The following is a 21886-nucleotide window of genomic DNA, read 5'->3' on the forward strand; positions in this document are numbered from 1 at the left end:
GTTTGGAAACAAACAGAATGCTATCGCTGCATAGTTGAACAGTGATGTTCAGCAGTGTTCAGCGTAAATGTATCAGATTCATGATGGCCCAATAAGGGATCCCCACAGCAATGCTATCGCTTCTGACCATTCCACCGTAGCTCCGTAGGTATCGCCCGTGTGTCCTCCCAACTGGCGGTAGATCCAGTAGCCCACGGCCCAAGCCCCCAGGGCGGATCCCAGCGTCCAGAGCAGCAAAGGGGGCCAAGCCAAGATCCCAGCCCAGCCCAACCCCCCGGTGATGGCCAGCACAAGCAGAGTGCCCGGCCACAGGGATCCCGGCAGGGAAGTGGAGTCTTTGAGGAAGCGGGCGGATCCCTGCTCTCGCAGATAGGGGTACAGGGCAATGGCGAGCAACTGGCCCCAACGCCCCCAGGCGGGCACCAGCAGCAAGAGGGGCCAAGCTCGAACGCTGCTCAGGGCAGCAAATTTCAGCAGCAGCAGCAGCACCAAGGCCAGTACCCCATAGGCCCCGGTGTGGCTATCGCTCATCACCTGCAGACGGCGACGGGATCCCTGCAAGTCAGATTTTTGCCCATCCTCAGTTGACCGTTCCGGATCCCCTTTGTAAGGATTCTTGTGGACATTGATCGCCAAGCCATCGGCAGTATCGGCCACCCCGTCCAGGTGCAGCCCACCGGTCAAGAGAACCCACAGGGCCAAGAGCAAAGCGGCCCGCACCGGATTGGGGAAAACCTGCAGCAGGATCCCAGCCAGGGAGAGGATCCCGCCCAGCAACACACCTACCCCCGGCAGCCAGGCGGCAATGCCCTCAAACGACAACTCCCCCACCCACCCCAGAGGCAGGGCCGTGTAGAAGGTCAAAGCTGCCCAGAAGCGCCGCAATCGCTCAGTCCTTGAGTCTGTGTAAAGGGATCCGCCAATCCAGCCCTCTGGGAGAGAAAATAGGAATCCTTGCGAACGGTGCGCCCCACCACAATGGTGAGCTTGACAATGGTGAGCTTGGCCACCAAAGCTCCGATGGCGCCCACCGCGGCCAACACCAGAAAGAGGGCTGCTTTTTCAGAAAGACTGGGATCCGCGGAGTCTGGTTCGAGTTCATGCTGAAGATCCTCCATCGCGCGGGTTGGCAGTTCCAACTCAGTCTGCCTTAGGGGGCCGGGAACTCTCTTGGATCCCTTGCCCCGGCTCTCCCTGAGAGCTAGAAGGAATGGGCCCCAGAGTCACCGGATGTATTCCTTCAACACGCTGTTGCGGTTGGGGTGGCGCAGCTTGCGCAGGGCTTTGGCCTCGATCTGCCGGATCCGCTCGCGGGTGACATTAAAGATCTGGCCGATCTCCTCCAGCGTTTTCATGCGGCCATCATCCAAGCCGTAGCGCAACTTCAACACATCCCGTTCGCGAGCGGTGAGGGTTTCCAAAACGCTTTCCAGATCTTCTCTGAGCAAGACTTTGGCCACCCGATCCTCCGGCGTCTCCCCCTCTGACTCGATAAAGTCTCCCAGCCGAGAATCCTCTTCCTTGCCGATGGGGGTTTCCAAAGAGATGGGGAGCTGGGCCGACTTGGCGATAAAGCGCAACTTCTCGATGGTGATCTCCATGCGGGTGGCGATCTCCTCTTCGGTGGGCTTACGGCCCAATTCCTGGGAAAGCAACTTGGTCACCTTTTTGATGCGGGAGATCGTCTCGTAGAGGTGGACGGGCAGGCGAATGGTGCGGGATTGGTCGGCAATGGCACGGGTGATGGCCTGTCGAATCCACCAGGTGGCGTAGGTGGAGAACTTGTAGCCCTTCTCGTGGTCGAATTTCTCGGCTGCCCGGATCAGGCCCAGGGATCCCTCCTGAATCAGATCTTGAAAAGACAGGCCCCGGTTCATGTACTTTTTGGCGATGGACACCACCAAACGCAGATTAGACTGCACCATCTTTTCTTTGGCCCGCCGCCCCCGATGCAACCGCCGCCGAAATTCCGGCAAGGACATCTTGACCTCTTCTGCCCAGAGGGTGTCCGGCACCTCTTCTGGGTCTGACCAGAGGCCCATACGCTGAAAAACGGCCTCGCGAGCGCGCTCTAGCTCCAGCAGATCGGCAATTTTTCGGGCTAGCTCGATTTCTTCATCGGCCCGCAGCAGCCGGATACGCCCAATTTCTTGCAAATAGACCCGGATAGAGTCATCGGTGTAGGGCTTTTTCTTACTGGCCGCCTTGCGCTTTGAGCGACCTTTGGCACCGGCGGCGGCAGTCTCTCCATCCTCCTCTGCTGCCTCTTCGTCGTCGTCATCCTCATCAAAAGCATCAGTGTCACCGGTATCCAGTTCGCTCTCGAGGGTATCTGTCTCCGTGTCCAACTCCAGGGTGCCAGAAGGTGGATTTTCCAGATCCGATTCGAGAAGAGCTGTTTGACCAGATTTCACCAATTCCTTTGCTTGAGCCATGCTGAGTTCCTCGTGATCCTAATCACAGACAACTAAAGGTGACTAAGGGAGCTTAGACGCCAAAGGGAGAGGAGCAAGTTGCAGCCCTGCTGCATCCCACAACGCCAGAGTGAGGGAGCCGATATCCGCAAGCCAAAGCCTGAGTTGCCCTAGGCAAGCCTGCCCGCTTCTGGATAACCGATTGCTCGGGTCAATCTGGAAGCAGATATCGCTCATGGGGCTCAACTGAACTGGCGCAAGACCCGTCATCTTGGTGGGCGGAACCTCTCAAGATGGCGAGAGGTGGATCTTTCTCTTCGCCAATCCTGCGACGGGGTGCGAGGCACTTCACTGGGGGGGCGGAACATTCAGCACCTCAACCACTCCAACCTGCGAGGAGAAGATCGCTCTACAGCAGGCAGCAAACGACTCTGGGGGGAGCCTTTGCGAGCAACTGTAGCCGTTCACACCAAAACGTCTTCCCTAAATTAGCCCGACCTGGGGGAAACAGCAACGGGGCAGGCAAAGAAAATGTTAAATTCACCTCAACAATGGCCAAGATGGGATCCCTGGCCCCTCGGTCTAGTCCGGGCAAATGGCTCGATGCTAACCTAAATCAGACTTGAGGTCGCTTTGCACTCTGCCTGTCTTTGACTTCTATGACCCATCCCTTCCTGCACTGTCTCCAGGAACGTGTAATTGTCTTCGATGGGGCGATGGGATCCTCCCTGCAAGCCCAGAACCTGACCGCAGCGGATTTTGGTGGGCCGGAACTGGAGGGCTGCAATGAGATGCTGGTGCTGACCAAGCCGGAGGCGGTGGAACAGGTGCACCGGGGCTTTCTGGAGGTGGGGGCAGACGTCATCGAGACCAATACCTTTGGGGCTACCTCCATTGTTTTGGCCGAATATGGGATCCCGGAAAAAGCCTACGAGCTGAACGTGGCGGCGGCGCGACTGGCCAAGCGGGTAGCAGCCGAGTTTGCGACGCCGGAAAAGCCCCGTTTTGTGGCCGGCTCCATTGGCCCCACCACCAAGCTGCCCACCCTGGGGCACATCAGCTTTGATGAGATGCGGGCTGCCTACGAGGAGCAGGTGCAGGGGCTAGTTGACGGTGGGGCGGATCTGCTGATCATCGAGACCTGCCAGGACATTTTGCAGACCAAGGCGGCCCTGGTGGCCGTGCAGCAGGAGTTTGCCCGACGCGGGATCCGCCTGCCGGTGGTGGTGTCCCTCACCTTTGAGGTACAGGGGACGATGCTGGTGGGCACGGAGATCGGGGCGGCCCTGGCCATCCTGGAGCCCTATCCCATCGATGTGCTGGGCCTCAACTGTGCCACTGGCCCAGACAAGATGGTCGAACACATCCGCTATCTGTCCCGCCATTCTCCTTTCCCCATCTCCTGCATCCCCAACGCTGGCCTGCCGGAAAACATCGGCGGCAAAGCCCACTACAAGCTCACCCCGGAGCAGTTGCGCTTCCACCTGGAGCATTTTGTGCGGGATCTGGGGGTAGCGGTGGTGGGAGGGTGTTGCGGCACCCGTCCCGAGCACATTGCCGCCTTGGTGGAAGCTGTGCAGGGGCTGCGGCCCAAACGTCGTAGCATCGAACGGATCCAGGCTGCTGCCTCGATTTATGCCCCTCAGCCCTACCTGCAGGAGAACTCTTTTTTGATCATCGGCGAGCGGCTGAATGCCAGCGGCTCCAAAAAGATGCGGGAGCTGCTCAACGCCGAAGACTGGGACGGCCTGGTGGCCCTAGCGCGGGAGCAGGTGCGGGAGGGAGCCCACATCCTGGACGTGAATGTGGACTACGTGGGCCGGGATGGCGTGCGGGATATGCGGGAGCTGGTGTCCCGGCTGGTCACCCAAATCCAAATCCCCCTGATGCTGGACTCCACCGATTGGCAAAAGATGGAGGCGGGCCTCAAGGTGGCGGGAGGCAAATGTCTGCTCAACTCCACCAACTACGAGGATGGGGAAGAACGTTTCCTAAAGGTGCTGGAGCTGGCCAAAACCTACGGCGCCGGGGTGGTCATCGGCACCATCGACGAAGAGGGCATGGCCCGCACCGCCGACAAGAAGTTCCAGATTGCCGAGCGGGCCTATCGCCAGGCGGTTGAGTACGGGATCCCGCCCTACGAGATTTTCTTTGACCCTTTGGCCTTGCCCATTTCCACCGGCATCGAGGAAGACCGTAGCAACGGAGCAGCCACCCTGGAAGGGATCCGCCGTATCCGCCAGGCTTTCCCGGAGACCCACATTCTCTTGGGCATTTCCAACATCTCCTTTGGGCTCTCGCCGGCAGCCCGCGTGGTGTTGAACTCGGTGTTTTTGCACGAGTGCCGCGAGGCCGGCCTGGATGCCGCTATCGTCAGTGCCGCCAAGATCCTGCCCCTGAACAAGATCCCCGAAGAGCAGCAGCAGGTGTGTCGGGATCTGATCTGGGATCGGCGGCAGTTTAACGCTGTTCGCGTTAGCGGGACGGAGTCCTCGGGCATTTGCACCTACGATCCTCTGGCGCGGCTGACGGAGCTGTTTGCGGGAGTTTCCAGCCAAGAGCTGCGGGCAGCCAGATCCCTGGCCACGCTGCCTCTGGAGGAGCGGCTGCGGCGGCACATCATCGACGGCGAGCGGATTGGCCTGGAAGAAACCTTGGCGGAGGCACTGCAGAAATATCCTCCCCTGGAGATCATCAACACCTTTTTGCTGGACGGCATGAAGGAGGTGGGGGAGCTGTTCGGTGCCGGCAAGATGCAACTGCCCTTTGTGCTGCAGTCGGCAGAAACCATGAAAGCGGCGGTGAAATACCTGGAGCCCTTCATGGAAAAGGTGGGAGGGGAAGTGTGCAAAGGCACTCTTTTGATTGCCACCGTCAAGGGGGATGTCCACGATATTGGCAAAAACTTGGTGGACATCATCCTCACCAACAACGGCTACAGGGTAATTAACTTGGGCATCAAGCAGCCGGTGGAGAACATCATCGAAGCCTATGAAAAGAGCAAGGCCGACTGCATTGCCATGAGCGGCCTGTTGGTGAAATCCACGGCCTTTATGAAAGAGAATTTGGAGGTGTTTAACGAGCGGGGCATCACGGTTCCCGTCATTTTGGGAGGGGCGGCCCTCACCCGCCGCTTTGTGGAAGAAGACTGCTGCAAGACCTACAAAGGCCAGGTGATCTATGGCCGCGACGCCTTCGTCGATCTCCACTTTATGGATCGGCTGATGCAGGCCAAAGCTGCCGGACGCTGGGACGACCGGCTGGGTTTTCTGGATGACTTGGAGCAGGGATCCCCCTCTGCCAATGGCCAGAAAGAGGCTTCTTGGGTTCCAGAGGAAACGGATCCCAGCCTGCCCCCTGCGGAGACCACCGTGGGAGCTGCTCCCGCCCTCACCCTCTCCGAGTCCCAAGACACCCGCCGCTCTGAAGCCGTTGCCCTGGAGACCGAGCGACCCATCCCGCCTTTCTGGGGATCCCAGGTTCTCACCTCAGATCAGATCCCTTGGCCGGAAGTCTTCTTCTACATCGACAAGCAGGCCCTGGTGGCCGGACAATGGCAGATTCGCAAGCCCCGCGACCAGTCGGCGGAGGAGTTTGCCGAGTTTATCGCCACCCAGGTGGATCCGGTGATCGAGCGCTGGAAGGAGCGAATCCTGGCTGAGGATCTGCTGCACCCCCAAGTGGTCTACGGCTATTTCCCGGCGCAGGCAGAGGGGAACACTTTGATCCTCTTCGACCCGGCCAGCTTCCCCGAGCTGTTTTCCCTGGAGCCAGGCTCCACCACCTATTTCCAACTGCCCACGGTGGAGCGCCCGCAACTCTCTCCAGGGGTGCGGGAATTGGCCCGCTTCACCTTCCCCCGCCAAAAAACCGGCCACCGCTACTGTATCGCTGACTTCTTTGCCGATCGCTCCACTGGCCTAGTAGATGTCTTCCCCATGCAGGCGGTTACGGTGGGCCCAGAGGCCACCGCCTATGCCCAGCGCCTCTTTGCCGAGGGCCAGTACACCGACTACCTGTATTTCCACGGCCTGACCGTGACCTTGGCAGAAGCCTTGGCCGAGTGGTGCCATGCCCGCATCCGGCGGGAGCTGGGGTTTGGCCACGAAGATAGCCCCGACATCCGCAAGATCCTGCATCAGGGCTATCGGGGATCCCGCTATAGCTTCGGCTATCCGGCCTGCCCCAACATTGCCGACCAACGGATTCTGCTGGAGCTGCTCCAGGCCGAGCGCATTGGCCTGACCATGGACGAGAGCGATCAGTTGGATCCGGAACAGTCCACCACCGCCATCGTTGCTTACCATCCGGCAGCCCGCTACTTCAACACTTAGGCTTAGGCCCTCATCTCCAACCTCTCTCAGGGGGAGAGGGGGAACTGTCGAGAACGGCTAGCGGGATCCCAGGCGGGAGCGGCTGTTCGCGTCAGCGGTGCGGAGCACTCCGCAGGGGGAAGCCCACGACCAAGATCAAGGTAACCAGAATGATCAAGGTGGAGAGGGCATTGATTTCCGGGGTAACTCCTCGTCGCGCCGTGCTGTAAATCAAAATCGGCAGGGTCTGGCTTTCGGGGCCACTGGTAAAAAAGGAGATGACAAAATCATCTATCGAAAGGGTAAAAGCCAGCAAAGCGGCAGCTTGGATCCCTGGCATGGCCAAGGGCAAGGTGACATAGCGTAGCTTTTGCCAGGTGTTTGCATAGAGGTCATAGGCGGCTTCCTCCAACGCAGGATCCAAAAGTTGGAGACGGCTGCGCACCACAATAGCCACAAAAGCAATCTGAAACGTAATGTGGGCCAAGATCATCGTCCCCAAGCCCAGCTCAAAGAGGCCCGTGTAAAAGCGCACAAACTGGTAGAACAGCAGCAGCGCGATGGCCATCACAATATCGGGGACGATCACCGGCAACAGCATCAGCCCCTGCACCGCCTTTTTGCCGGGGAAGTGGTAGCGGTAGAGACCATAGCCCAGCAGGGATCCCAGCAGCGTGCTGACCAGGGTGCTGACCAACGCCAGGACGAGGGTATTTTGCGTGGCCTGCCAGACCAGGGCATTCTGAAACAGGGAAAGGTACCAATCGAAGGTAAAACCTGTCCACGCCAGGCCAAAGCGGGCTCGGTTAAAGGAGTAGACGGCGATCAGCAGAATTGGCAGGTAGAGAAAGCCATAGATGGCATAGCTCACGCCCCGCAGCCAGGTGGGTATCCTTGCCAACATTCGGCCAACATTCGTGTGTGGTATCTCAGTTGTCTCTATCCCACTGTAGAGCAGACCGCCAAAATTGCAGCAACTCCCTAGGCTTTATACACCCGCCTACAACCCTGTCCATCACGCTAAAGTCCGTTATCAATGGGATATCAATGTGAGGTTATCTGTGGCTGGATTTGTTGAATTGATGATGGGATCCCTGAAGCTGTAAAGACGGCAATCAAAGAACGTGAGCCAAACGAAATGTTTTGCTGTTCGCGTTAGGGGGACGGAGTCCTTGCCTTATTCGGGCAACCCGATACCTGTGACTGGGAAATTGGCAGCACAGGCATTCCCCAACGCCGGCAGTGGGCACTTCCGCGGGGATTGCTAAACTTAGGCTCGGAGTGGTGTGAAAAAGCTGCAACCCATGCCCAAAAGCAGTTCTGGTCGTCTTCGAGAAAAACAAAATCCAGAGGAACCGCACGCGAAAACCAAGGGTATGTCTCGGCCTGTCGGTCGCGTCAGCGGGACGGAGTCCAAACCGTTGCGGTGGGGCAATACAGCCTACTGGGAGGCGGTTGGGTTGATGTTGCTAGGGATCCTGCTGATCGTTTATCGCTGGCGGGGCACCCTGCTGATGTTGATCAATCCCGGCTACGTGAATGTGGCGCTGTTGGCCGGGCTGTGTCTGTTGGGCTTGGGGATTGGCCGTTGGCGAGGAGCCAAAGTCCCTTCTTCTGAAGTCCATTCCTCGCTACTGGGGCCGCGGCTGGGCGCAGGACTGTTGATCCTGACGGCCCTGCTGGGGTTTTGGGTCGAGCCACGCCCGCTCTCCAGCCAAACTGCCCTCAACCGAGGGGTATCTCCCTATCTGGGAGCATCTCGTAGCCAGCCGCAGGCTTTTCGCCCCAAGCTCGACCCGCGTCAGCGTACTCTGCTGGACTGGGTGCGCACCTTGGATGTTTACCCGGATCCCTACACCTATGAAGACCAGCCGGTGCGGGTGCAGGGGTTCGTCATTCCTGACGAGCGACCCGACCACTTTGTTATTGCTCGGTTTTTGGTTAGCTGCTGTGCTGCCGATGCTTACCCTGTGGGCTTGCCGGTGCGCTGGCCAGAGGCAGAGCAGTTAACTGCCGACAGTTGGCTGCGTCTGGAGGGGCGCATGGCTGTGGAGCAGCGGGATGGCCAATCTCAGTTGGTAATCGCTGCCGAGCAGGTGGAGCCGATACCGGTGCCGCCAAACCCCTATGCCGACGAATAAGAGCAGGCGCTTAGATATCGGTTTAGATATCGGTTTCGCTCAGCTTAGCGCTCAGGTAATCGAAGGGCTCGGCCACAAAGCTGTAGTCTTCGCCAGAGCCAAGCAGCTCCAGGGTGCGGGTTTTCATGTTTTGAATGCCAATCACCGTCGGGGCGATGGGCACACCGAGGGAGTTGTAGGTCTCCCGTAAGCCGGCCAAGACTCGCTCATCCAAAATGCTGTTGTCGGCAGCCACCAGCGCGTAGGAAGCGTAGCGCAAGAAGTAGTCCATATCCCGCAAACAGGTGGCATAGCGGCGGGTGGTGTAGGCGTTGCCTCCCGGACGAATGAGATCTGGCACCTGGGCGAACATGGCCGCAGCAGCCGTTTTGACGATATCCACCGAGTTGAGATTGATCACGTTCACGGCCTTGATGCGCCGCAGCCCCGAGTCATAAAAAGCCTTGAGCGCATCCATTGCCTCCCGATCCAAGTAGCGGCCCGTCAGGTCGTAGGTTTTGATCAGTGTGGTTACGGCATCCCGCATATCCCCAGCTCCATTCTTGTGACTTTATTTTGTAAAGTAGCTTGAGATGAAAAAATGAGAAGAGATTTTGCCGGACAACATCCAAAGGTCAGCCCTGGAGAATTGAACCAGAGCCCGGCAACGGCAACGCTTCAGGCTCCCCTTCGCCCTCAGAAGTTTAGCATGCGGGGGTTTCTTTCCCACTTCCCTCTGAGACAATGGCCAATGTTGTTACAAAAATGTAACCTTTCTGCAACACTCTAGGGATCCGGCGACAACACCCGCAGCGGCTTGAGCTGGCCTGCCTGACCATACCCCAAGCCCAAAAACTTGCCCGCCTCGTCCAGCACCCGCAAAGTAGGGGCATCGACAACAGGCCGGTCGAGGAGAATGGCCCGACCCTGCAGCCACTGCTTCGCTTCGGCGGAAGAGAGCTGTACCGCACCCCAATCGGCAAATCCCCACTCGATGGGCAGCAGGGCAGCAGCGGGATCCCCGGATCCCTGCCATCTCTCCAGCGGCAGGCTTTCTGTGATGCGAAAGGGGCCACTTTGCAGCCGTCGCAGCCGGCTCATCAGCCCTCCACAGCCCAATTTTTCCCCCACATCGCGGGCAAGGGCACGAATGTAGGTGCCGGGGCCACAGGCAATTTCTAGATCCACTTCCGGAAAGTCTCCGGCTCGCCAGCCCAGGATGCGCAGTTGCCGAATGACCACCCGTCGGGGTTCCAACTGGAGTTCTGCAGCCTCTACGCCGGCCCGGGCCAACTGGTAGAGCTTTTTCCCCTGCCGCTTAAGGGCGCTGTAGAGGGGCGGTACCTGCCAGATCTCGCCGGTAAACTCCCGCAAACACTGCTCCACCTGCTCGCGACTCAACCCAGGACAAGGGGATCCCACCCGGATCTGCCCTTCGGCATCGTCGGTGTCGCTGCGCTGTCCCAATCGGAAGGTTGCTTGATACACCTTATCCCCCGACAAAAACGACAAAAAGCGTGTTGCCCGTCCCACCGCAATCGGCAAAACCCCCGTTGCCGCCGGATCCAAGGTGCCCCCATGCCCCACCTTGCGGGTGCGCAAGACCCGCCGCACCACTGCCACACAGTCGTGGGAGGTGAGCCCCGCCGGCTTGTCCAGGTTGAGAAAGCCCTCCAGGGATCCCATGCCAGGCATAATATGCATCAACAGTTAAGATTTGTAACTGAGCTGCCCCAGCGCTTAACATGGGGTTAACTTCCGTCTCCAAGTTTGAAGCACCTATGGCTCAGTCTGACCTGTTCTTTCAGCCTATCTGGCAACGCCTCCTGATGATTGCCCCCTTTTTCCTGTGGGGCTCAGCAATGGTGGTGATGCGAGACGCCCTCTCCGAGACCACCCCCCTCTTTATTGCCATTCTGCGGTTGTTGCCGGCAGGGATCCTGGTTCTGGCCTTTCGGCTCTGGCAGGGGCGGGGTTCTGCGTCTCACGCCTGGCATCCCAGAGGGCTGCGCGGCTGGCTATGGGTGTTGGCGTTTGCGCTGGTGGATGGCACATGTTTTCAGGGATTTTTGGCCCAAGGGCTGAAAGAGACAGGGGCGGGCCTGGGATCCGTGCTCATTGACTCGCAGCCGCTGGCGGTGGCTTTGATGGCCACCTGGTTTTACCGCGAGCGGATGGGATCCCTGGGCTGGCTGAGCCTGGGGCTGGGAGTTTTCGGCATTGGCCTCATCGGCCTATCCGGCGAGGGATCCCTGCAGTTGGGGGCCGGCGTCGTTTGGATGTTGATGGCCTCCCTGTCGATGGCCATCGGCACCGTGATGATGCCCAAGGTGGCGGAGGTGGCGGATCCGGTGCTGGCGACGGGCTGGCACATGGTGTTGGGCAGCCTGCCGTTGATCCTGCTGTCAGCACTAACAGAAACCCAGCAATGGCAACACCTGAGCGGGATCCACTGGCTGGGCCTTCTCTACGCTTCGGTGATGGGGAGCGCCTTGGCCTATGCCCTCTTCTTCTATTTCGCCTCTCAGGAAAACCTCACCGAGTTCAGTTCCCTGACCTTCCTCACCCCCATCTTTGCCCTGCTGTTTGGCAGCACCTTTCTGGGGGAATCGCTGACGCGGCTGCAATGGCTGGGAGTGGGCATCACTCTGGTCTGTGTGTACTTGATTAACCACCGGCAAGAATGGCAGGAGCGCCTCCACCTGGGCTGGAAAGGGATCCTCTCAGAGCTGGGTTTAGACTGGCTGGTGAGCGCCTTGAGCACCGTCGAGATCCGCGATGGCAACCCCGACTGATCAAAGCTTGGGCAGGGATCCCTTAGGGGGGCAAGAACCCCATGGCCTCTCTCACCCTTTGTAGCGTTTGCTCGGCGATGGCCCGGGCCTTAGCGGCATTCTCCCGAATCAGAACGAGCAGGTGGTCGGGGTTGCTCCACAGTTCCCGGTAGCGCTGCTGAATGGGCTCCAGGGCAGCGATGATGCTGTCGGCAAGGAGGGGCTTGAACTGCCCCCACCCCATCTCGGCACACTCAGCCGCCACCACCTCCTTGCTTTTGCCGGAGGTGAGCATGTAAATCGTCAACAAATTGTGGGCTTCGGGACGAGCCGGATCGTCAAAGGCAATGCCCCGAATGGGGTCGGTCTTGCATTTTTGGATCTTCTTGCGGATGGTATCCGGGTCATCCAGCAGATGGATACGGCTGAAATCCGAGGGATCCGACTTGGACATCTTGCGCGTACCATCGGTCAAGCTCATTACCCGCGCCCCCTCCGGACGAATCAGGGCCTCCGGGATCAAAAACACCTCTCCAAAACGGTCATTGAAGCGGCGGGCAATATCCCGACACAGCTCAATATGCTGCCGCTGATCCTCCCCCACCGGCACATACTTGGGCTGGTAGAGCAAAATATCTGCCGCCTGCAAAATCGGGTAGCTGAACAAGCCAACGCTGGTCTCCTCCCCCTGTTTTTCCTTCTTCTCCTTGTATTGGATCATGCGCTCCGCCCAGTTCATGGGGGTGATGGTGTTGAACAGCCAGGCCAGCTCCGTATGGGCAGGCACGTGGGACTGGACGAATAGCACGCAATGCTCCAGGCTGAGACCGCAGGCCAAATAAAGGGCAAACAGCGAACGGGTTCGCTCCCTCAGCAGCTTAGGATCCTGAGGAACGGTGATGGCGTGTTGATCGACGATGCAAAAAAAGTTCTCGTAGTGCTCCTGCTCGGCCACCCAATTCTTAATCGCCCCCAAGTAATTGCCCAAATGCAGTTCGCCAGAGGGCTGAATGCCAGAAAGGGTGCGCGGCTTGGCCATAGGGAAAGCAGATCTCAAACGCCAACAAGACGGAGGACAAGAGCAAGGAAAGTCTTTTTCAGGATATCAAGAGAGGCGCAACCTGTTGGTTCATGATGGAAGGAAGATGCCCAACCGCACACCATGTCAGACTCTGAACCCGAACTGTTGCGTGCTGCCAACCACTATGTGCTGCTGATACCGGGCTTGCCGGAGCAATTTCTCAGCCCTGAGGAATTGCAGGAGTTTCTCGTGCGGCTGTTGCAGGAGCATCCCCACCTCGTGGATGCAGATCTGGCCCGCTATCCCACCCCTCAAGCGCAGGCACAGCGGCTGATCGACACCGCCTGTGAGATCGAAGTTTCCCCCGGCGAAACCGTGCAGTGGCATCCTGTGCGCCTGAGCAAGCGCTCCTCGACACGGTCTTAACAGGCTCGGAAGTTCCTTGGCCAAGCCGTTCGCAGCCTCGTTGCAGCAGCGTTGCAGTTCCCCTCCCGCAGGCATGGCAAAAACCTCACCAGAGGTGGGGCGGGCAGTACGGGGTTGTGTTTCGGATCCCGCCTTGGGCGTGATACAACGCAAGAGTAGAGATCCTTAGTCCTAAACTTAAAAGGGGTCAGCCATGCCGCGCAGCATGAAGAACGACAACTTCATTGACAAGACCTTCACCGTCATGGCCGATCTAATTCTGAAACTGCTGCCAGGGGTGAGTTCCGAGGAAAAGAAAGCCTTTGCCTACTACCGGGATGGCATGGCCGCTCAGAGCGAAGGAGAATACGCCGAGGCCCTAGAAAACTACAGAGAAGCCCTCGCCCTCGAGCAAGGGGAAGAAGACCGCAGCTACATTCTCTACAACATGGGCCTGATCTACCAGAGCAACGGCGAGCTTGACAAAGCCCTCGACCACTACCACCAAGCTCTGGAGTTAAACCCAAGACTTTGCTCTGCCCTGAACAACATTGCCGTATTGCTGCACCACAAGGGCGAGCTGAGCCTGCAAGCCGGGGATGAGGAAACAGCAGAGGCCCTGTTCAACGAGGCTGCCCAGTACTGGATTCGGGCCATTCGCATTGCGCCCAACAACTACATCGAGGCCCAAAACTGGCTGAAAACCACCGGGCGCGCCAACCTGGAGGTGTACTGAGCTTTCCTGCAGAAGGACTCCGTTCCGTTAACGCGAACGGTTGATCTCGGCTACCCTGGGCTAAGTCAAGTCGATAATCTGGGAGCCGGAGGAGAGGATGCTGAAACGGGAAGAAGTCCAACATGTTGCTCACTTGGCTCGTCTGGAGCTGACCGAGGAGGAAGAGATCCAGTTCACAGAGCAGCTAACAGACATCTTGGCCTACGTGGAGCAACTGAAGGAGCTGGACACGGAGGGGGTAGAGCCCACCTTTCACGTCCTGGACATGGAACTGCCCACCCGCCCCGATGAAGTTGAGCCCTACCCGGATATCGAAGGGATCCTGGCCAACGCCCCTGATCGAGCTGACATGTTCTTCAAGGTGCCTCGCATTTTGGAAGAAGAAGACTGACATGGGTCGGCAGGGATTCGAACCCTGGGCCAATCGGTTAAAAGCCGAGTGCTCTACCGCTGAGCTACCGACCCAAGTTTGCAGCTTTGTCATATTAGCAAAGCTTCTGTCACATTCGCAAAGGTTCTGGCCGTATCCCCAAAAATCTTGCTATGCTGGACTCAAGTCAACCCTGGGGCTGTAACGGTTTCGACGGGGTGGCGAACATGGGTTCATGATGCAGGTCGGGATTGAGCTTATCCCGTTACCACCAGGCTCAAAAAAGTACGTGCGAACAACGTCGTACCCTTTGCTCGTAAAGCAGCTGCTTTGGCTGCCTAAGGCTCAGTAACCGAAAACTTACTCTGAGCTCGAGGATCTGCTCACGACCCCGTTAAGTGGGCGGATCACAACCCCAACGGGTGCAGCTCTCTACTCCGGCTCCGTCGAGGGAGAGACTAAGATTAGGCGGAGAACTCCCATCGCCGGGATCCAAACGGCGATCCCCGCCTCGAGGGTCAAAGAGGCTAAACCTGTGAATGAGTGATCCCTCAGTACCCATCTCGGACACGGGTTCGACTCCCGTCAGCTCCATTTCCCAAAGTTGAACAATGCCCAGAAGTTCCTACACAGCAAGGCTTCTGGGCTTTTTGATATTCTTGACAGCCCACCCAAATCCGTTGGATCCCGATTCGGTCAGCGCGATGAGGGACAGGGGGTGGATATGGCGCTCACTGCTGGTTGGAATGACTCAAGCTGCAGCAGCCTTTGATCTTTGGCGGAGGCGGGGGCACATCCAAAGCCGGGTTGCACTCAAAGAAGCCCAGGGGCTTGAGCATAAAGCCGATGTAGCTAACCGGCATCACTGGCCAGTCCTCGGTGCGGGGGAAGTGATTGCAGCCAAAGCTATACCAGAGCACCAGGCGGGTGTTTTCCAGGGAGCGGTTCGCTTGCGTCCATTGCACCAGCCCTTCGCCACCGGGATGTTGGTTGGGGTAGTTCCCTGCTGGGAACTTCTCGCCGGGATGGTAGGGCGTGGCCCAGAGGTGGTGGGCCAGGTATCCTGCCCGTCGGTGCAGCCAAGAGTCGGGGTGGGCCAAAAGCTGGACGTTTTCCCCCGGCATCAGTTTGTAGGCCACCGGCTGTCCCAGGCGGTTGTGGCGATTGGGGTTGACAATCTTCCAATAGCGGCCCCGCAAGGGATCCACCGTTTGCCTAGCCTCCTGCTCGGTTTTGAGCAGGGTGGAGCGGGCGCGAAAGGCGTTGCCGTGAGGGTTATCCGGCCCCAGAGGCAGAGGTTCTGCATGCACTTCGTAGAGGGAATTGCACGGCCCATCCACTGCCATATCCAGGCGAACGGTGAAAAAGTGCTGGTGGTTGAGGCCAGACAATTGGGGTGCCACCAAGACGCCAAACTCCGGCTCTTCCCCCGGCAACGTGGCGCAAGTGTTGATGATGCCGGTGAGCTTGGCTTCAAACTCCAGCGTGCCATCCTGGTAGAAGTACCAGAAAAAGCCGTAGTCGTAGTTGCCAATGGTGGTGAAAAAGGAAAGCACCAACCGCCGCGAGCGCCGCACCTGCGCCCGTTCCGTGCGCCAGTCGGTGTGCTTCCAGAGCACCCCAAAGTCCTCCTCGTGCATACAGACGGCATTTTTCAAAAGCATGGGCTCACCGCTGTTGGTGGGCAGCCAGGCATCGAAGTAGTAGATTTCCCCCAGACAGTCGCAGCCCAGCTGCAGGGAATTGGCCTGCATGCCAATGCCGTATTCCCCCACATCGAAGGCATTTTTGCGACAGTGGGGATCCCGCGGATCCCCGTAGGGCACCACCATCTCGGCTACCGAAGCCCGATAGAGAATGGGGCGAAGGCGGCCTTGATCCTCGTAGCTCACCTGGTGGAGGACGAGCCCCTCTCGCGGGTTAAAGCTGATGCGCAGATCCCACTTCTGCCAGCGGATGTGGTGGCCGTCCACCTGGAAGCTCACCCCTTGGGGCTGAGTGATTTCTAGCGGCTTCAAGTCTTGGCGAAAATCTTTGAAAAACAGCTCGTCGAAGTTACCGGACTCCGGCGGCAAGGGCCACAGACCCCGATCCTCCACCTTGACAACTTGCATGCGGTTGAGGTCAATCCAGGGGTAGAGCCCCTCGATGGGGCGGGCATAGCCGTTGTCGCAAGGGGAAGTACGTAGGAAACAAAAGCCTCGCACCAGCCGCCGCCCTTCTTCTTCCGGGATCCCGAAGTAGCCCACCGTCCAGTAGTCCACCATCACCAAATCCACATCGGCAATCCCCCGCCGCTGCAGAGCCGCCAAAAATTGGGGATCCTCCTTGAGCAGGCGGTCGCAGGCGTACACCTCATCGTCGAGCAGAGGGGGCTGCACGCCCGCAATGAGCTGCCAAGAGCGCACCTGCTGTGTTGACAGAGAGACCACGGCTTCGTAGGTGTTGCCAGCGGCGGGATCCAACAGCACCACGAAAGCCTGCCGATCCCACGGCTGCCCCGGCTGCCAAGTTTCCATCCAAGGCCGATCCGGCTCGTGTAGCTGGATGGTTACAAAGCGCCACTGAGAACTGAGGGGCCGTTGCCGGCGCAGGATCTGCACCACCTGCCGCATTTCCTCGGCGCTAAGGGGATCCAAGGGGTGGCCTTGGGGCAATGAAGCCTGGCCAAGCAAAGCAGATTCACTCGACTGGCTATGTCGATCCAAACTGGGAGAAACTTTACAAACCACAGCAATAACCTTGAATTCTTCGGTTGGAAAATGATTGAGTTGAGCTAGGAAAAAATAGGGAGAAGTCTGCTGAGAAAGGTCAAAGGGATCCCTTCGCTCGCCATGCCGCGGGCCAGCCCATCAACCCAACTCAGAGAATCCAGAAAACCTAACAGCAGGCTAAACAGACTATCCTGTTGCCATCGCCAACATCGGGCAACTTTGCAAGAGATACCCGGGGAAAGGAAAACTTAAGCCAAAGCCCAAGGAAGTGAAGACAACCTCGGCCCTGCTAATTGTCCAGATCCAGATCTAGCAATCTTCTGTTTCCCCGTCCGCTAACCAAATGAAGAGGGCAACGGCACCTTGAGAAGCCGCGCCAGGGCGAACAGGAAACCGTCAACCCATCGGGAAAATCTGAATACAGGTCTTACTACAAATAAACCCAAACTCGAGAGCAGGAGAAGTTTTCTGTGATTAAACGTCAGGCTTAACGTTGCACAGGAAAGCATAAAAAAGAGAAAACGCTTCACGCAGGCTAAGGGCAGGATCACACCGAGAAGGCACAACCCAACGTTGACCTCTCCCGAAAACGCAAAAATGTCTCGAAACCTGCCCTGACCCTACCTGCCAGGGGGATCCCACCACTTGGGATCCGAAATGCAACTGACGATACTATAGCAGAGGCACCCCCCTTTCCCACAAGCCCGGCCCAAAGCCTCCCGGTCGCATCAGCAGGGTGTGACCCTAGGCCTTCTCCCCGTGAAGTTGAAGTCCAGCTCAAGTTGAAGGTTTGGTGTCGGAGAACACATATCTATATCGTAAGAGTTACCCTGAAGCCATGCTTAAGGTTAGGAATTTCTAACAATTCGAATAGTAGGATCCCTCACGTCTCCTGAAAATCGTCCACAATGAGGCAGGGCTTGCGGCAAATTAACCGTCTGGTGAGGGAGATGGCTTCAACTCGATACCGCCTGGTGCCGGTGCGGCCAGGAGACGGCAGCTTTCATCCAGAGCATCTCTATTTGGCCCTAGAAGCCACCCAACTGGGCTATTGGCAACTGGATCTGCGCACCTGGGAGTTGAGTGCTTCTCCCCAGTGCAAGGCCAAATACGGGCTGGATCCCGGCCAAGATTTCACCCTGGAAGTGTTTTTGCAGCACGTTCACCCGGAAGATCGCCAAAGGGTGAAAGAAGCTTTGCAGACGGCTGGGCCCAGGGCGGTAGAGGGGGATCCCAACTTTTCGGTGGAATATCGGGTTTACCAGGCCGACGGCCAGATGCGCTGGCAGCTTTCCCAGGGGGTTGTCCTGCTGGGGCCGAAAGGGGATCCCGGCCAGGTTGTCGGCGTGACCCTGGATATCAGCGAGCGCAAGCAACTAGAGGCCACCTTGGCTGAGCGGGAGCGTCGCCATCGCCAGATCCTGGAAGCCCTGCCCGACATGCTGCTTCGTCTGGATCGCCAGGGCCGCTGTCTGGAGTTCAAGCCGCCCAGCCATTTTTCTGTCCCCCATCCCCCTGCCTACTACCTGGGCAAAACTCCTGAAGAGCTGTTTCCTGATACCGGTTGCACCGGTGGGGCGGAACCCATAGCCCAAGCCATTCGCGAGCATCTGGAGCTGGCCTTGGCAACCCGGCAAGCTCAAGAGATCGAATACCCCTGCCCAGAGGGATCCCCTCAGCCCCAATATCGCCAGGCCCGCATCGTTCCCTTTGGGGAAGATCAAGTGCTGGTGATCATCAGAAACATCACCCCTCGCAAGCAAGCTGAGCTGAAACTGCAGCGGCAATTGCAGCGAGAAAGACTGTTTAATCAGCTCATTCAGGCCATCAACACCTCTCTGGACTTACCCACCCTATTTGATGTGGCGGTGCGGGAAGTGGGGGCAGTGTTGCAGGCAGCACGAGTTACCCTTTATCAGTACCTGCCCGCTGAGGCCGTGTGGTTGGGCATTGCCAGCCATAGCCGATTTCCTAATTTGCCCAACAATCTGAACCTGCGACTGCCGGATAGCAGGGATTTTATGGTTTTCGATCATTTGAAACGGCTGCAAATTTTTCATGTCCAGGATCCGGAGCAGATTGCCGATCCCTTTGCCATTTATGAGAAGCGAGAATACCAACTGGGCCCTTGGCTGGTGATCCCGGTGGCTTGTCAGGAACAAATGTGGGGCGGGCTATCGCTGCGGCGCCTGACCTCAGATCCGGATTGGCAAACCGACGAGATCGAGCTGGCCAAGGCTATCGGGGAGCACCTGGCGGTGGCCATTCAGCAGGCAGAGCTTTATCAAAAGCTGCAACAGACCAATGCCGAATTGGATTACCAAGTACGGGTGCGCAATGCAGAGCTCGAACAAGCTTACAACGACGAAGCGCTACTCCAGCTCATCACCGAAGAAATTCGCTCCACTTTGGACGAACAAAAAATCTTGGAAACGGTGGCCCGAGAACTGGCCCTGAGCTTGAACCTATCCAATTGCGCCATTGCCCTGTATGACCCAGAGCGGCAGGTCAGCGTTTTGGCGGTGGACTATTTGGCCGGAGAAGGGATCCGGCGCTTTCCCCTGGAGATCCCGTTTGCAGATTTTGCCGATGTGCTTCGTCAGCTCCGGCGCGGACAGCTTTGCCACTTCAGCAATCTCCATCACCCCTGCTGGCCTAACCATGACCGCTGTACCCTGATCGTCGCCCCCATCTGTGAAAAAAGGGATCTGGCAGGGCAAGACGAGGAACTGCTTGTTTTGGGGAATATTTGTGGATCCCGTCCACCGGGGCAGATATTTACCGAGCGGGAACAACGGCTTATCCAACGGGTAGCCGGCCAATGTGCCATCGCCATTCGCCAAGCACGTCTTTATCAGACAATTCAGCGTCAGGTGCGGCAGTTGCAGGAGCTCAACCAACTCAAAGATGAGTTTCTGCACATGGTCTCCCACGAAATGCGCACACCTCTCACCAACATGAAGCTGGCTATTGGGTTTCTATCTAAAGCCAACCTAACTGAGCGGGAAAGGCGCTACTTTCAAATTTTGGAGATGGAGACCAACCGCGAGCTGGAGTTAATCAACGACTTATTGGAATTGCAAGCCATCGAGTCCGGAAACAAAGTCCTCAGACTTACCTGTTTATCTCCCCAGGAATGGATCCCCAATCTTTGCGAGCCCTTCCGGCTGCGGGCTGCCCAACAGGGCCAACAGTTCCAGGTGGAATGGGATCCCGACCTTTGGCTCCTCTGCACGGATGAGAGCCTCTTGTCGCGGGTGGTCAGCGAGCTTTTAAACAATGCGTGTAAGTACACCCCCACTGGGGAAAGCATCTATTTGAGTGTGAGCCAGGCTAACTCCAATGGCCGTCCCGGCTGGCTGATCACGGTGCGCAATACAGGGGTGGAAATTCCTGCAGAAGCGTTGCCCCGCCTTTTTGAAAAGTTCTATCGCCTCCCCCAGTTGGATTGCCGCAACGCCGGGGGAACGGGCTTGGGTCTATCGCTGGTTCAAAAGGCAGTGGAGCTGATGGGCGGATCCCTGCGGGTGGAAAGCCACTCCCGGCAGGTGATGGTTCAGATGTGGTGCCCCCATCAGGGCAGCTTGTCGGAAACCCAAAACAGAGCCCAGCGCCTTGCGCAGGACTCGAACCTGCAACCATCGACTTAGAAGGTCGGTGCTCTATCCATTGAGCTAGCAAGGCCGAAGAAAAGGATGCAGAGCCATTATATCCCCGACCAAGTTCCCAATCCCCAACCCTGCCCACCTGCCTCTGGCTTGGATTTCCGCAGTGTTGTTTGGGCAAATTGCGCGGTTTGCCTTGGGGAGCCAGGGCGGGATCCCTTCACCATGGGAATGTTGGTTTTCGCTCAGGATATGAACGTCAAAGAGATCGTCTGCCAAGCTCTTGGAATGGGACGTCTGGGCGTCTCTCAGGAAACTTGACTGTACGGATAAGGAAGACTTGCAGACGGCAGATGCTTTGAGCAGATGCTTTGATCAGTGCCTTTTTGGATGGCGCTGTGCAGCGGGAGAGCCACAACTGGGCTCCCTGTGAATCGATCCCTTAAAATGGGCGAGCCGAAAGCAGAAAAGTACTCGTTTGAGTTCGAGGATCCCATGCAACCGAGCTATTGCGTCGGAGATAAGTCCAAAATGGGTGTTGAGGTGTCGAAAATTGGGATCCCCATGCCCTTGCTCCCTGATCCTGGCTCAGTTGGGCGAAAGAAAGCTTCTTCCGGCACTCAAGCTCTGTCTCCGGCAGCCAAGCGCCTGTTGCGCCTCTACCACGGCGGTAGCTTCATCTTTCTGGGCCTGTTGTGGCTGGTAGTCGGGATCCCCAGTCTCTGGGCTCTGCGAGCGGATATAGCCCGCCTGTGGGATTACTTTACTTGGACGGGCCTGCGATATGCCCTGTTTCACCGCCCAGGATGGCCGACTTTGGGGTTGTTGCTCTGTGTCAGCTTCACGATGGGGATCCTGATTGCCCAAAGCCGCTATGAGCTGTTCGGCCTGTATCCGGTGGAGCGTCTCATGCTGGAGCAGCAATCCCGCTGGATCCTGTCCTTGCCGGTATGGCATCCGCTGCGGCGCTGGTTGGTGCGCAGGTTGGATACTCAAGATTAGGTTTTGGCTGCTACTTGGGATCCCTGCCGGCACCGAGGCAAAATCTCGTTTGCGTGCGGGTAAACTACCCGACTCCGACCGCTAAAGCGTTACGGAGCAGGCTTTCAGTAGCCCTGAGCCTGCTCTGCTCTACCAGAGAACAAAACAGGCCCGAACCTGTAGGCTGGTTTACGACAGCCCCCAAGAGCGCAATCACATTCGCACCATTCAAATCCGCATCCCCTTCCCATCCACAGTGCCCACACTTGAACGACTTGCCACTGCGGTAGGACTTGCCCTGCTCAGGGTGGATGTGTAAGCACCGGTGACAGGTCTGCGACGTGTAAGCAGGCGGCACAAGAATCAGAGAAACCCCTGCAACCCTCGCCTTGTATTCCAGAAATTGACGTAGTTGGTAGAACGCCCAACTGTT

At 57.8% G+C, this 21886-nt stretch carries 17 protein-coding genes, 2 tRNA genes and 1 other RNA gene; 9 read left to right on the forward strand and 11 right to left on the reverse strand.

Annotation, left to right across the window (positions count from 1 at the left end; translation table 11 throughout):
- Positions 1 to 78: 78 nt before the first annotated feature.
- From NW870_RS10320 to rpoD, 3 genes are all read right to left on the reverse strand, one after another.
- Positions 79 to 885: an adenosylcobinamide-GDP ribazoletransferase gene (locus tag NW870_RS10320; RefSeq protein WP_414375180.1), complete on the reverse strand. Its 807-nt coding sequence runs from the start codon at positions 883 to 885 to the stop codon at positions 79 to 81.
- Entirely contained in the window at positions 861 to 1139 is a 279-nt protein-coding gene (locus NW870_RS10325) for a hypothetical protein (protein WP_414375182.1), read from the reverse strand. The genes NW870_RS10320 and NW870_RS10325 overlap by 25 nt, the downstream gene beginning before the upstream one ends.
- Positions 1140 to 1223: 84 nt before the next feature.
- Complete coding sequence (gene rpoD / locus NW870_RS10330; RefSeq protein WP_414375184.1) at positions 1224 to 2435, reverse strand: RNA polymerase sigma factor RpoD; 1212 nt, start codon at positions 2433 to 2435, stop codon at positions 1224 to 1226.
- Between the two features lie 638 nt (positions 2436 to 3073).
- Between rpoD and metH the strand changes: the two genes are divergently transcribed.
- Entirely contained in the window at positions 3074 to 6748 is a 3675-nt protein-coding gene (gene metH, locus NW870_RS10335) for a methionine synthase (RefSeq protein WP_414375185.1), read from the forward strand.
- Positions 6749 to 6839: 91 nt separating this feature from the next.
- On the opposite strand, the gene NW870_RS10340 is transcribed toward metH, so the two are convergent.
- A complete protein-coding gene (locus NW870_RS10340) occupies positions 6840 to 7631 on the reverse strand; it encodes an ABC transporter permease (RefSeq protein WP_414375187.1) in 792 nt (263 codons plus the stop codon).
- Positions 7632 to 8103: 472 nt separating this feature from the next.
- On the opposite strand from NW870_RS10340, the gene NW870_RS10345 reads away from it, so the two are divergent.
- Positions 8104 to 8868 (forward strand): TIGR03943 family putative permease subunit, encoded by a 765-nt coding sequence (locus tag NW870_RS10345; RefSeq protein ID WP_414375189.1) that lies wholly within the window; start codon positions 8104 to 8106, stop codon positions 8866 to 8868.
- Between the two features lie 22 nt (positions 8869 to 8890).
- Here the strand turns inward: NW870_RS10345 and apcB are convergent, their stop codons facing one another.
- Both apcB and truB read right to left on the reverse strand, forming a co-directional pair.
- Complete coding sequence (apcB, locus tag NW870_RS10350) at positions 8891 to 9394, reverse strand: allophycocyanin subunit beta (protein ID WP_011433791.1); 504 nt, start codon at positions 9392 to 9394, stop codon at positions 8891 to 8893.
- Positions 9395 to 9633: 239 nt separating this feature from the next.
- Positions 9634 to 10533: a tRNA pseudouridine(55) synthase TruB gene (gene truB / locus NW870_RS10355; RefSeq protein WP_414375200.1), complete on the reverse strand. Its 900-nt coding sequence runs from the start codon at positions 10531 to 10533 to the stop codon at positions 9634 to 9636.
- Positions 10534 to 10628: 95 nt separating this feature from the next.
- Between truB and NW870_RS10360 the strand changes: the two genes are divergently transcribed.
- A complete protein-coding gene (locus NW870_RS10360) occupies positions 10629 to 11642 on the forward strand; it encodes a DMT family transporter (RefSeq protein ID WP_414375191.1) in 1014 nt (337 codons plus the stop codon).
- Positions 11643 to 11664: 22 nt separating this feature from the next.
- On the opposite strand, the gene trpS is transcribed toward NW870_RS10360, so the two are convergent.
- Positions 11665 to 12660, reverse strand: a complete 996-nt coding sequence (gene trpS / locus NW870_RS10365; protein WP_414375193.1) for a tryptophan--tRNA ligase — start codon at positions 12658 to 12660, stop codon at positions 11665 to 11667.
- 123 nt (positions 12661 to 12783) lie between these two features.
- Between trpS and NW870_RS10370 the strand changes: the two genes are divergently transcribed.
- The 3 genes from NW870_RS10370 to gatC all read left to right on the forward strand — a co-directional run bounded on the left by NW870_RS10370 (position 12784) and on the right by gatC (position 14174).
- Entirely contained in the window at positions 12784 to 13068 is a 285-nt protein-coding gene (locus tag NW870_RS10370) for a chlororespiratory reduction protein 7 (RefSeq protein ID WP_414375195.1), read from the forward strand.
- Positions 13069 to 13261: 193 nt separating this feature from the next.
- Positions 13262 to 13783: a photosystem I assembly protein Ycf3 gene (locus NW870_RS10375; RefSeq protein ID WP_414350803.1), complete on the forward strand. Its 522-nt coding sequence runs from the start codon at positions 13262 to 13264 to the stop codon at positions 13781 to 13783.
- Between the two features lie 97 nt (positions 13784 to 13880).
- Positions 13881 to 14174: an Asp-tRNA(Asn)/Glu-tRNA(Gln) amidotransferase subunit GatC gene (gene gatC / locus NW870_RS10380; RefSeq protein WP_414375197.1), complete on the forward strand. Its 294-nt coding sequence runs from the start codon at positions 13881 to 13883 to the stop codon at positions 14172 to 14174.
- A gap of 2 nt (positions 14175 to 14176) precedes the next feature.
- Here the strand turns inward: gatC and NW870_RS10385 are convergent.
- Positions 14177 to 14248: transfer RNA gene (locus NW870_RS10385), tRNA-Lys, on the reverse strand.
- A gap of 100 nt (positions 14249 to 14348) precedes the next feature.
- Between NW870_RS10385 and ssrA the strand changes: the two genes are divergently transcribed.
- Positions 14349 to 14750: a transfer-messenger RNA gene (gene ssrA, locus NW870_RS10390) on the forward strand.
- A 134-nt stretch (positions 14751 to 14884) separates the two neighbouring features.
- Here the strand turns inward: ssrA and NW870_RS10395 are convergent.
- Entirely contained in the window at positions 14885 to 16885 is a 2001-nt protein-coding gene (locus tag NW870_RS10395) for a primary-amine oxidase (RefSeq protein WP_414375198.1), read from the reverse strand.
- Positions 16886 to 17817: 932 nt separating this feature from the next.
- Here NW870_RS10395 and NW870_RS10400 point away from each other — a divergent pair.
- A complete protein-coding gene (locus NW870_RS10400) occupies positions 17818 to 20517 on the forward strand; it encodes an ATP-binding protein (protein WP_414375202.1) in 2700 nt (899 codons plus the stop codon).
- Here the strand turns inward: NW870_RS10400 and NW870_RS10405 are convergent.
- Positions 20479 to 20551 (reverse strand) — tRNA-Arg (locus NW870_RS10405). The genes NW870_RS10400 and NW870_RS10405 overlap by 39 nt on opposite strands.
- Before the next feature lie 485 nt (positions 20552 to 21036).
- Between NW870_RS10405 and NW870_RS10410 the strand changes: the two genes are divergently transcribed.
- Positions 21037 to 21474 carry a hypothetical protein gene (locus NW870_RS10410; protein ID WP_187147245.1) on the forward strand — a complete coding sequence of 146 codons (438 nt, stop codon included), beginning with the start codon at positions 21037 to 21039 and terminating at the stop codon, positions 21472 to 21474.
- A gap of 64 nt (positions 21475 to 21538) precedes the next feature.
- On the opposite strand, the gene NW870_RS10415 is transcribed toward NW870_RS10410, so the two are convergent.
- On the reverse strand, positions 21539 to 21886 hold a 348-nt coding region (locus NW870_RS10415; RefSeq protein WP_414375199.1), incomplete at its 5' end, for a zinc ribbon domain-containing protein.

The organism is Synechococcus sp. R50.1 (genome assembly GCF_047462115.1).
Classification (GTDB): domain Bacteria; phylum Cyanobacteriota; class Cyanobacteriia; order Thermostichales; family Thermostichaceae; genus Thermostichus.